This window comes from Paenibacillus sp. plas6 (genome assembly GCF_057221655.1).
Genome location: NZ_CM170151.1, coordinates 2,521,562 through 2,534,532, shown reverse-complemented (window position 1 = coordinate 2,534,532; position 12,971 = coordinate 2,521,562). Strand labels below are relative to the sequence as shown.

Here is a 12,971-nt window from a genome sequence, read left to right as displayed (position 1 = left end):
GAAACCGATCATCCCATTTTGAATTCCCTACTATGTCAAGAGAAAATAATTCATGTCCACCTCTCCCCTCACCCCTTTCATCTCTCTCACGCCTACAGCCGCAAGGGTTTTCGGGATTCGAGGAGCCATTTGGTACAAAATACCATGAAAATAAAACGTGTCCGCCAAATTGGAAGGAATTAGGGGATTAGGGGGAAGGGATAAGGGAAATGGAACGTTGGGAAATGTCCAGGGAAATATTTGGAGGGGATAGGGAGCAGGGGTAAGGAGAAAGGAAAAAGGGATGGGTATATTGGGATAAAACCTGATCCCTCAACCCTTTCCGCCCTATACCCTGTCCCCCTATCAACAGAAAAGCCTAGCATGGATCAGGGCAAAACCCTAACACCGCTCGGCTTCATGGACACTTTTTATTTTCCCTGGACAGTTTTTATTTCCCTAGGACGGGAATTATTAGCTGTCTACACAATCTTTATCTTAACTGTATAACTTACTCCACCGTAACACTTTTAGCCAAGTTACGTGGTTTATCTACGTCATGACCTAGTGCTAGTGAAGCGTAGTAGCTAATTAATTGCAATGGCACAACGGATAGAGCTGGAGTAAGCACTGGCAATGTTTTAGGAATTGTAAATACTTCATCAACAGATTTCGTAACCTCTGCTTCAAAGCCTTGGTTAGTTACGGCGATAACATGCGCACCGCGCGCTTTAACTTCCTTAATATTGCTTAATGTTTTTTCATACAAATGCTCTTGTGAGATAAGCGCAATAACTGGCACATCATCCTCAATTAAAGCAAGCGTACCATGCTTCAATTCACCTGCTGCATACGCCTCAGAATGAATATAAGAAATCTCTTTGAGCTTCAATGAACCCTCTTGTGCGACAGCATAGTCAACACCGCGTCCAATAAAGAATAGGCTCTTATGATGGGAGATGGACTCAGCCACTTGCTTCAATACATTCGCCTGTTCTAAAATCGCTTCGACTTGCTCTGGCAACTGGTTCATTGCTGAAATCATTGCAGCCATTTCATCAACTGTTTGTGTACCGCGTACACGTGCAAGATGAAGACCTAGCAAGTAGAAGGCAATTAATTGGGATGAATATGCTTTAGTGGACGCAACCGCAATTTCTGGGCCAGCCCAAGTAACAAGTACATCGTCAGCTTCACGTGCAACAGAGCTACCGACTACGTTCGTAATTGCAAGCACACGTGCTCCATTACGTTGTGCTTCACGCATTGCTGCTAGTGTATCCGCAGTTTCACCAGATTGGCTAACTACGATGACAAGTGTATCTTTTGTAATGATTGGTGAACGATAACGATACTCAGAAGCTACATCAGTTTCAACTGGAATGCGAGCTAATGATTCAATTACCGTTTTACCAACTAATCCTGCATGATATGCAGTACCGCAAGCGACAATATGAATTTTAGCAATAGACTTCACATAATCATCGCTCATTTGAATTTCTTTGCTCAAATTAACAGTTTTTCCGTCTTCTGCAATACGTCCAAGCATCGTTTCACGATATGCTTTAGGCTGCTCGTGAATTTCTTTAAGCATGAAATGATCAAAACCAGCCTTCTCTGCTGTAACTAGATCCCAATCAATATGAACGATGTTTTTCGCTATGCTTTCACCGTTTAAGTTAAGCAACTCTACTCCGTCTTTCGTTAAAACTGCCATTTCTCCGTCGTCTAAAATATAGACATTGCGTGTATATTCCAAAATCGCTGGAATGTCTGAGCCAATAAAATTTTCACCTTCGCCAACCCCAATAATTAACGGGCTTGCAAAGCGCACTGCTACTAATTTATCTGGCTCATGGGATGATAACACGCCAAGAGCATATGCACCTCTAATACGTTTTGTAGCACGTTGTACGGCTTCCACCAAGTTTCCTTGGTACTCCTCAGCAATCAAATGAGATACAACCTCAGTATCAGTTTCAGAAACGAAAACATGACCTTTAGCGATCAGCTCTTCCTTTAGCTCAAGGTAGTTTTCGATAATTCCGTTATGCACAACAGAAAACTGATGAGAGTTGTCTGTATGAGGATGAGAATTAACGTCTGATGGTTTACCATGTGTTGCCCAGCGTGTATGACCAATCCCGGCAGAGCCATGCAATGGAGCTTCTTCAAGCTTTTCCTCTAGATTAGCAATACGTCCTTTTGCCTTTTTCACTTCTAAGCCTTGCTCAGTGAATACAGCAATACCTGCTGAGTCATACCCACGATACTCCAATTTCTTCAGTCCTGATAACAATACTTCCTGTGTATCTCGATTACCAATATATCCAACAATTCCGCACATTTTTATAATTCCTCCGTCTTGTGTATCGCGTGCATCCAGCTAAAACTAGCGGTATGCAATTGCAGATATATAGTGCTATTCTGCATTCACTGATACCAAAGGGAGGGATAGATGATCGCCGTAAAAGAGCAAACTTAAGCAAGCCCCTCCGGCAACCACCTACTCTCCCTAGTAAGCAGTAGCCAGATGAACGATCACATCTTATTATTTTCGCAAGTAAAATAATTTACTTATCTTGATTTCATTTTTATTTGCAGACAGCTAGCTGTTTGTTCAATCAGTCACCCAATTGGTTTGCAGACTAGCTCACGGTTGTCTGAATTACCGAAAGGTCCCCGCCGAAAACTTCGAACACCTTTACCTCGTCAGCTTAACATACGATACAAGCTTGCAGCCTGCCTCGTTCTCCGCTCGTTAAGCTCTGGCGCTTATGTTACTTTTTAACCTCTGCCCTCGCTTTCCTTCTTGAATCATAATACTCATCATATTCATGTTGTTGCTCATTTGCAACTCTTTTAGTCGCAATATTAGCGGATGACTACAATAGTTTACCACATCTTTAAAATTTGTAAATATTTTTTACATCATTTTCATGTAAAAGGATAAAAAGCAAGTAATTTGCACATATTAGCAAATTACTTGCTTTCATTTATTATTTATGAGCTTATGCTTTCAGCTAAACATTAAGTTGCAGTTATAATCGTATCATTTATCCTAGTTGTTCTTTAACAACAGCCGCGATGCGATCAACATATGCATCAATTAACTCTTTATCTGGTCCTTCGGCCATTACACGAATTAATGACTCCGTACCAGAAGGACGAACAAGGACACGACCATTATCGCCAAGCTCTGCCTCTACTTCAGCAACGACTTGCTCGATCGCTTTATTGCCTTGGTAAAGACTTTTATCCGCCACGCGTACATTGACCAGTTTTTGTGGATATTTACGCATTAAAGTTTTTAGCTCAGACAGCTTTTTACCTGCTAATTTAATCGTATCGACTAATTGCAGCGCAGTTAAAATACCGTCACCTGTTGTAATATAATCTAGGAAGATAACATGACCAGATTGTTCACCGCCAAGGTTATAACCACCGCGACGCATTTCCTCCATTACATAACGGTCACCTACGGCTGTTTTTACAGTTTTCAATCCTAACTTTTCAGCACCCTTGAAGAAACCGATATTAGCCATTACAGTTGTGACGATTGTATCATGCTTCAATTTACCTTCACGCTTTAAGCGGTCACCAATAATGCATAGTACAAAATCTCCATCCACCTCTTCGCCGTTCTCGTCAACAGCAATTAAGCGGTCAGCATCTCCGTCAAAGGATAGTCCAAGATCAGCGCCATACTCTAGCACCTTTTCGCGTAAAAACTGTGGATGTGTACTGCCTACGCCAGCATTAATATTTTTACCATCCGGCTCAGCGCCTACAGTAATAATATCCGCTCCCAGCTCCTTAAAGATTTGTGGAGCAAGCTCATAAGCCGACCCATGTGCACAATCTAGAACAATTTTTAATCCGTCAAATTTACTTTTTACAGTTGTTTTTAAGTACTCCACATAATTTTGTGCAAGATGATGAGCATCCATTCTGGAACCTACATCACCGCCAATTGGACGCGGCAATTCATCAACCTCAGCATCAATTAATGCCTCAATTTCAAGCTCTGTTTCATCAGATAGCTTGTAGCCATCACCAGCAAAAAACTTAATGCCGTTATCTTGTACTGGATTATGAGATGCTGAAATCATAACGCCAGCATCTGCTCCTAAATCTTTTGTCAAAAAGGCTACTGCTGGTGTAGATACTACACCGACACGAATAACATCCGCACCGATTGATAATAAACCTGCAGTTAATGCAGCTTCAAGCATTTGTCCAGAGATACGTGTATCTCGACCAATAACTACTTTAGGCTTTGTTGCTGTTCTTGTAAGGACGTATCCTCCACAGCGACCAATTTTATATGCTAATTCTGGTGTAAGCTCTGTATTAGCTACGCCACGAACTCCGTCTGTACCAAAATATTTCCCCATTATAATCTCCCTTTTTAATTCTATTTTCGCTTCGTTTAATCTCTATATTGGTTTTTATGCTTTAAAGCGAATTTCCTAAGTATTACTTGTCAATTCATCATCGTTGTACTCAGATTCATTGTCTGAAGTTGAAATTGATCCTTCGTTTGCTGAATTAGCATCTCCGCCATGACCTGCATTTGAGCTTCCATTATTAGCAGATAGGTTGCCGCCTCCAGATAAAGAGTTGGAGCTTTCTCCGCTTGTAGATGAAGAGCCTCCTGCGGATGCGCTAGTGGAGGAACTTCCACTATTGGGCTCGTAGTCAGCATTGACTTCCGAATCTTTCTCTGTACTGGTAAGTTTTACATTTACCGTTAATGAGTATTCATCGCTTTCTTCAATTTGAAGATAAGCAGGAAGTTCAGCAGCAACGGTTAACTGATGCGTTCCTTCAGAAAGCCCTGTAACATCAAGAGACAGCTTAACATCTGATATTTTAAGCTTTTGCAACAGGGAACCTGCTCCCTTGACTACGACATTAATACGCCCATTACTGGAATCGTTAATGTTAATTTTCATGTTGTCTGGCAATCCAATGATGGACACAGGCACGTTATTTAATGTTCGCCTCTCTGCCTTCTCGATAACAACCTTCACAGGAATTTCTACTGGTGTTACAGCTGCAATGCCCTCAGGCAGCTCAGCCTTGACTGTAACTTCCCCTGAAGCCTTAATTTTACTTAGATCAACGATATATCCATCAAACATTGTAACCTGATCCAGCTTTTCCTGACGAGCGTTAATTGTTACCTTCTCAACCTCGCTTGTAATCGAAATTAGACTGTAGTCCTCTGGCAGCGAGCCCATATACCTTAGCTGCACAGGAACCTCTTTCTCGGGCAGCGTTATTTTCGTCTCTACAGTTAGCGTTTCTGGAAATACAGTTACATTGCTCATTGGATTACCTTGCGTATCGTAAGCAATCACCTTAGCTTTTTTATTTGTTACCGTAGAATCTGCACCTGAGACATCAACGGTTACTGCAAGCGTACCTAGACGAGCATAGTCATCTTTAGGCATTGTAACTTGAACTACATTGCCTGTATTCCCTACAATAGAGGATTCACCAATAATATAACCTTCTGCTGGCTCACCCTCAGTTAATATCTGTACTTCACGTGTTTGTGTTTCCAGCTCCTCAACCTGTACTGTAACAGTGCGAGGTGATATTTCAACAAGCTTTATCCCAGAAGGCAGCTCAGTCGTCAACGGAAGCTCATGAATTCCTGGCTCTACACCATCCAGATTAAGCTTAACGACATAATCATCATTAGTAGCCGCATATAAGCTTGTTATCCGCCCTTCAACGACAAGTCTTACGACGGTAGGTTCCATCGCTGTTACGACATATTTATCGCTATCTAAACCCTCTGTAATCACTGCTGCTGCCTCAATGACCTTCGTATCAGTATTAGACGTAACAGATTGCGGTGAGGTTTCAGGATCAATGTGAACAACGACCCATATAAGCAGCGCAATGAGTACTGCGATAATTTTTAAGGAGGTGGGATTGTTTAATAATTTATCCATGTTTATCCTCCTTTTTCCGTTTGAACCAGCTAAATTCTTTTTTGCTCGCATCTTTGTGCGGTGACAACTCTTCATACAGCTTGGAGATTAATGATTCCTCATTAATATCACGCACAATCATACCATTGATAGACAGGGAAATTTGCCCCGTCTCCTCCGATACGATTAACGATATCGCATCACTCACCTCACTTACACCAATAGCTGCACGATGTCTTGTGCCCAATTCTTTACTTATAAACGGGTTTTCCGACAAAGGCAAATAACAACCGGCAGCCATAATTTGATTACCGCGAATAATCACTGCACCATCATGCAGTGGTGAGTTCGGTGTAAAAATATTCATAATTAGCTCGGAGGAAATTTTTGATTCAAGAGCAATCCCTGACTCAATCATCTCGGTAACTCCTGTTTTTCTTTCAAACACGATTAATGCGCCGACCTTTCGCTTAGCCATCGAACGCACTGCACGAATAATTTCGTCGATCATTTCGCTAAGCCCGCTGCCGTCAATGGAAGAGCTTCGTGAAAATAATTTACCTCGACCTAACTGCTCTAGCACCCTTCTAAGCTCAGGCTGGAAAATGATCAATACGGTAACAATCCCAAACGTAAACATTTGGTTCATTAACCATTTTAATGTGTATAGATCAAACCATGAACTTACTGCCCAGGTTGCGACAAGCACAAAAATCCCTTTAAGCAGTTGTACCGCACGTGTTCCACGTACAAGCTCCATCATTTTATAGATAATGTAGGCTACAATCCCTACATCGATTATATCTTTTATCCAATCGTGCCAAGTTGCATCTGCAAAATAATTGTCCATCGTTCAACCCCCAATGCCTATGTTGCCGCAGCTCAATAGGCTATAAGCATTACAGCACACTTATGCTTTCGCTATTGTCGAAGTAAAATCCTTTTTACATCGAGCAGATTAAAAAACTCCCCGATTAAAGGGGAGCTTTGTCGATTACTGTGGAACCACTTCAGAAAATGATGAGGTTACCTTGTACCAGAACCAATCTAATGCTTGATCAATCACTTTGCTTTGACCGGCAATATGTCCAGTAGAGGCTAGTACCATCTGACCGTCAATAACGGTAACATTTCCACTAACAGCACCCTTCACCTCAACTATACCATTTTCTACTACCAGATCGCCACTTAGCTCGACCCCTTCTGGCACAATTACTTTATTTCCATTTATGACAATGTGCTGTAAATCTTGCTGTGATCCCGAAATCACAAGATTAGCGTCTTGATCCCATGATGCAAATAAGCTAATAACCATAACAACTAAGAAAACTGCAGCAGCTGTTAAGCCGGGATACCGATACAACCAACGTACAAATCTTGCCTTAGAACGATTTCCTTGCTTCTTAGGAAGCTGGGCAAGTATCGAATTTCGTAAGTTGTTGATCTCTGTCTCACTGCGCTCTAAATGCTTTATCGGCGACTGCAATGCAAAACGCGACAAAGCATCTGTTTTTTCTAATTGCTCATATGTCTTCATACAGCCTTCACACTGCCGCAAGTGTGCTTGCAGCTGCTCATATTGATGATTATCTAGCTCACCGTCTAGGTATTGATGAATAACTTCAATCGCTACCTTACAATTCATCGCAGTCAGCCCTCTTTCTTTTGGTCATGCATTTTTAGTCATATATAAGAGATACGTAACATTCACAAATATGTTTCAAAAGAATATTGCCCAAATTTTCAAATGTGTTTACAAGCGGTGCTCTAGCCTTTTTCGCAAATACTCGCGACCGCGATGCACCCTTGTTTTTATCGTTGTTACTGGCATATTCAAAATATCTCCAACTTCCTGCAGCGAAAGCTCATGGATATAACGTAAAATCATAACAGTTTTGTACTTGGGGGGCAAAGTGTCGATTGCTTGATGAATAATACGTTGTGTTTCAGACAAGAGCAATTCTGATTCCGGAGTGCGATCATCACTTGGAATCATTGAATACCCATCAAGCCCCTCATAGTCAGAGGACTCTGCATCGAGTGAATAGATCGGCCTGCGCTTACGAAGACGATCGATACATAAATTAGTCGCAATGCGATAAATCCAAGTAGAAAATTTCATCGCATCATTATACCGCTCCAAATTGTTGTAAACCCTTAGAAAAGTTTCCTGCACAACATCCTCGGCTTCTTGCCGATTATTTAACATGCGGTATGCCATATGATATAACTTTTCCTGATACAAATCTACAAGCTCAGCAAATGCCGCTTGATCACCTTTTAATGCCAGCTTTACGAGCTGACTCTCTAATAAATTCACTACTATATTCCTCCAAACGTCTCATGGTACGTCTGATCATCATTTATATATATTATCGCAAAATGGAAAAAGATTCGAGTCCAGAAAACTCGAATCTTTAGAAAAATTGTACATTTTTGTGACAATGCTAAATATTATCCAAATTGCTCTATTTAAATATTGATGCTTGCGTCACCGCTTGAGCTGGAACGATTCCCTTTAGAGGAAATACTTTTAATATAGTCCACAATCACATTAGATGGAATTGCAAAGCCAATCCCCTGCGCCTCAGCGTTTACTGCAGTATTCATTCCGATAACTTTACCTGCTTCATTAAGCAATGGGCCGCCTGAATTGCCCGGATTAATTGAAGCATCTGTTTGCAGCATATGTTCATATACTTGCTCTTCACCATCATCATTTTGAATCGTAATTGGACGTTCCTTCGCGCTAATAACACCTAATGTTAACGTATAGTCGTAGCCATATGGGTTACCGATCGCCATTACCCAATCGCCGATCACTAATTCATCAGAATCTGCAAAAGAAAGGGCTGGTAGCTTCTCTCCATCTGGCGTTTCTATTTTGATTAAGGCAATGTCTAAATCATCATTTTCGCTTACAACAGTAGCTTCAATTGGCTCATCATAGCCTTCAAGTGAAACTTCTATTTTTTTCGCACCACTAATTACATGGGCATTGGTTACGATATAGCCTGACTCCTCGATAATGAAGCCTGTACCTGAACCACTAAGCTGCAGCTTGTCCTCCTCGCTCGCACCGTTGTCTCCTCCATTACGATCCTCTTGCTCCATGCTGCCTTGCGGCATCATACCAAAGAATTGCCATAGACGCGGATCATCAAACATGCTGGACATTTGCGGCTCGCTATATGTTTCAATTTTTACAACAGATGATGAAGCAGCAGCATATACCTCTGATGCAGTCAACTTAGCGGTCGAATGTGAAACGGTTGTTAGACCAGCACTTGTTGTGTAACTGCTATTTAATTGATATTGCTCCACAGCGGAGCTTCCGCCAGTAAACAAATTTAAGCGGTCTGCTGTAAAGCTAAGTCCACCAACAATTAATGCCCCAGCGACAAAAGCTGAGAAAGCTGGCAATATCGATCTTCTTTTTTTCACTTTTAACGGCGGCAGCTTTTCTAGTTCTTTGTAATAGACCTCAAATTTATCGTCACCAGGTGCTGCTCCCTCTGCTAAAGTTTTATCATTTGATTTAGGTTCATTTATATTGTAATCATGTATCATTTTGCATGGCTCCCTTCATTAATCGCTTATTTATCATGCAGTAATTTCATATCTTTATAATGAAGGGTTCACCTTAAACTAATCTTAATTAAACTATAAAGCAACATAAAACTTATGCGGCGGCATTAAAGGCATTCTATCATTTCGCTTCCCCTAGACCTCACAAATATAAGTTATGACTCTTCTTTAAAGGATTAGACAGCTTTTTTTATTCCCCCTCCTCGTTGCCTCGTTGATAGCAAATTCACTTAATCAATCTGCGTGCTTGAATATAAAAAATGCACCCTACAAAGCAGGCTTTTTGCAAAGCGTCTACTTTATAAGGTGCAGTTTATATGAATGATTAGGACTGCCGCCGACTGTTTAATCACTTAAAAACGGCCTAATACTACAATTAAATTTGTGCAAGTTATCAGCCTGTGTTACGAAGTCCAGCTGCAATACCGTTAATTGTAAGAAGCACTTCACGCAACAATTCTTGATCGTCGCCGTCTGCCTCACGAATTTCACGCAATTCTTTTAACAATTTAACTTGCAAGTAGCTTAGCGGATCGACATAAGGATTACGCAAACGAATTGACTCTTGAATAACAGGTACGTTATCCAAAATTTCATTTTGATTTGTAATTTTCAAAATAAGATCACAAGTCAATTTATATTCAGCTTCCACTTGTGAGAAAATACGCTCACGAATTGTATCATCTTTAACCATTGATGCATAAAGTGATGCAATTTGCATATCCGCTTTAGCAAGCGCCATTTGCAGGTTGTCGATAAGACTTTGGAAGAATGGGAATTTTGCATACATTGTACGCAATTTCTCTAACTTCTGCTCATCATCACCGACATATTTTTGAATAGCTGTACCTGCTGCATACCATGCTGGCAATAGGTAACGGCTTTGTGTCCATGAGAATACCCACGGAATTGCACGTAAATCTTCAAAGCGGTCACTGTTTTTACGTTTAGATGGACGTGAACCAATGTTTAGCTCACCAACTTCGCTAAGCGGAGTTGATTCCTTGAAGAAGGTCAAGAAATCAGGATCACGGAAGATAAGATCTTGATATTTCGTTAATGCTGTCTCAGAAATTTCAGCAGATATTTCTTCCCATTCCGGATCGATTTGCGGTCCTTTTTCAGGATATTTCGCAAGCATCGCAGAAGTAATTAACGCCCATGTTGCTTGTTCAAGTGAACGATAAGCAATTCCTTTTAAGGAATAACGAGAAGACAATACTTCCCCTTGCTCAGTAATTTTAATACCCGCACCAACTGTATGTGGAGGCTGAGCTAAAATACTGCGGTTAAGCGGCATACCGCCACGGCCTAGTGCGCCACCGCGACCATGGAAGAATTTACATTTAACACCATATTCACCAGCAGCAGCTGTAATGCTGTTAAGTGCGATACGAAGCTCCCAGTTTGCAGTAACAACGCCACCGTCTTTATTACTATCAGAATAACCTAGCATAATTTCATGCATATTACCGCAAGCTTCAACAGCTTTACGATAAGTAGGAATATCGAATAGTTGTTTCATAATGCCAGGTGCTGCATGAAGGTCATCGATCGTTTCAAACAATGGAACAGCTTGAATTGTACATTCAACAACGCCGTTATCGTCTATACGGAATAAACCTACCTCTTTAGCGAATACCATAACTTCAAGCATATCGCTAGCTGCTTCGGTCATACTAATCAAATAACTTGTAATACATTTAACGCCAAATTCTTTTTGTGCTTTAGCAACCACTTCATATACATTTAAGCATTCACGAGTCGAATCAGTATATTCAATGTGATGCGAAGTTAATGGACGTTGATCCTCTAACAGTTTTATAAGCACTTTAATTTTTTCGTCTTCTGATAATGCACCATAATTATCAACAATGCCTAATTTATGAAGCACTTCAGTCATCGCATTTTCATGCTCTTTACTATGCTGACGAATATCAAGCGTCATTAAGTGGAAACCAAATAATTCAACTTGACGTATAAATTTTGACAAATACGTATCTGCAAAATAATCTGCATAATGACCGCGCAAGCTGCGATCAATAATACGAAGATCTTCCATTAATTCATCAGGATTGTTATAACCAACAACTGGTTCACCATGGCCGGAAGCTAACGTATTTTGCAGTTTTTCAATCATATAATTTATTTTAATACGATAAGGTTCAGTTTGATTTCTCCAAACCTCACTAGCTTTAATGAATACTCTTTTTCTATCTTCTTCGATTGAAGCAAGCAGTTCTTCAGTTACATTTACGATATTCGTGCTGAAGCTAAGCATTTCACTCATTTGGCGCAATTGTTCTTTATATTTGCGCACAACAAGCTGACGGTGCAAAGTTAATGCTTTCCATGTTACATCAGAGGTTACGGATGGGTTACCATCACGGTCGCCGCCGATCCATGAGCCGAAACGCAAATAACTCGGAACATGCCATTTTTTATCTGGGTAATATTTAGCGAGACAACGTTCAAGCTCTTCATAAACATTAGGCAGAGCCTCAAATAACGTTTCATCGAAGTAATATAAACCATTTTTCACTTCATCAAGAACGGTTGGCTTACGGTCACGTAACTCATCTGTTTGCCACAAAATAAGCACTTCATTCATTAACTTTTCGTTTAGCTTCTCACGTTCACGATGAGTCAACGTTGGATTATCCAACTCTCTGACATCCTCAGCGATACGCTTATGAATATCTAATACAGCACGTCGAGTTGCCTCGGTTGGATGAGCAGTCATAACCAACTCTAGAGAAAGCCCCGCTAGCAGTTCTTCAACATCCTCTTGTGGAATCTCTAGATCCTTAAGAACTTTAATTGCACTTTCAATGGAACCATTTTGAACTTCTTCACCAGCTAGAAACTCATAATCACGTTTTCTTCTGATACGATGGTTTTGTTCTGCAATGTTTACCAATTGAAAATAAATTGCAAACGCACGAATTACTTGGTGACGCTGTTCTGAGCTCAATGATACAATTGTTTCTCTTAGCTCAGCAAACAGTTTTGGATCGAATTGGGCACGCAGCGCCTTACTTTGCTCACGAATTTTTTCAACAAGCTCTAATAGCTCGCGACCTCCTTGATGAACAAGCACTTCACCGAGAATATTGCCCAGATAACGAACATCACGTCTAAGTAAATTATTAGAATGCGTCCGACTTGTCGCTGTTGATGTTACAGTTTGATCCGACATTACTCTTCCTCCTACAATCTGTACAGCAAACTCACAAACCATGCTTATAAAAAAAGCTATGAATTAACTCGTAAGATTACTCTCAGTTATTCGCAAAAAAATCACTCCGTCTATTATACAACAAAATACAACAACTTAGAAGCCTTAAAAACATAATTAATCTAAAAAAAAGCTGATAATTACATCAAATTTCGATTAAAAGCGCTTTAAAAGTAAAAAAATATTTATGTATATAAGTACAAATCTAATAAACCATC

At 40.5% G+C, this 12,971-nt stretch carries 8 protein-coding genes; all 8 read right to left on the bottom strand.

What is annotated here, in order from left to right:
* Positions 1–490: 490 nt before the first annotated feature.
* The 8 genes from glmS to ppc all read right to left on the bottom strand — a co-directional run bounded on the left by glmS (position 491) and on the right by ppc (position 12,714).
* The gene (gene glmS / locus AC2TDL_RS11420; protein ID WP_484696240.1) at positions 491–2,326 is read right to left on the bottom strand and encodes a glutamine--fructose-6-phosphate transaminase (isomerizing); all 1,836 of its coding nucleotides are present in this window, start codon (positions 2,324–2,326) and stop codon (positions 491–493) included.
* Positions 2,327–3,035: 709 nt separating this feature from the next.
* A complete protein-coding gene (glmM, locus tag AC2TDL_RS11415; RefSeq protein ID WP_484696239.1) occupies positions 3,036–4,376 on the bottom strand; it encodes a phosphoglucosamine mutase in 1,341 nt (446 codons plus the stop codon).
* Between the two features lie 75 nt (positions 4,377–4,451).
* Complete coding sequence (locus AC2TDL_RS11410) at positions 4,452–5,948, bottom strand: CdaR family protein (RefSeq protein ID WP_484696238.1); 1,497 nt, start codon at positions 5,946–5,948, stop codon at positions 4,452–4,454.
* The gene (cdaA, locus tag AC2TDL_RS11405) at positions 5,941–6,777 is read right to left on the bottom strand and encodes a diadenylate cyclase CdaA (protein WP_484696237.1); all 837 of its coding nucleotides are present in this window, start codon (positions 6,775–6,777) and stop codon (positions 5,941–5,943) included. Before cdaA ends, AC2TDL_RS11410 begins: the two co-directional genes overlap by 8 nt.
* A gap of 144 nt (positions 6,778–6,921) precedes the next feature.
* On the bottom strand, positions 6,922–7,572 hold the full coding sequence (locus AC2TDL_RS11400; RefSeq protein ID WP_484696236.1) for a zf-HC2 domain-containing protein: 651 nt from the start codon (positions 7,570–7,572) through the stop codon (positions 6,922–6,924).
* A 108-nt stretch (positions 7,573–7,680) separates the two neighbouring features.
* Positions 7,681–8,247, bottom strand: a complete 567-nt coding sequence (sigW, locus tag AC2TDL_RS11395; protein WP_484696235.1) for an RNA polymerase sigma factor SigW — start codon at positions 8,245–8,247, stop codon at positions 7,681–7,683.
* Positions 8,248–8,399: 152 nt separating this feature from the next.
* On the bottom strand, positions 8,400–9,497 hold the full coding sequence (locus AC2TDL_RS11390) for a S1C family serine protease (protein WP_484696234.1): 1,098 nt from the start codon (positions 9,495–9,497) through the stop codon (positions 8,400–8,402).
* Positions 9,498–9,909: 412 nt separating this feature from the next.
* On the bottom strand, positions 9,910–12,714 hold the full coding sequence (ppc, locus tag AC2TDL_RS11385) for a phosphoenolpyruvate carboxylase (protein ID WP_484696233.1): 2,805 nt from the start codon (positions 12,712–12,714) through the stop codon (positions 9,910–9,912).
* Positions 12,715–12,971 lie beyond the last annotated feature (257 nt).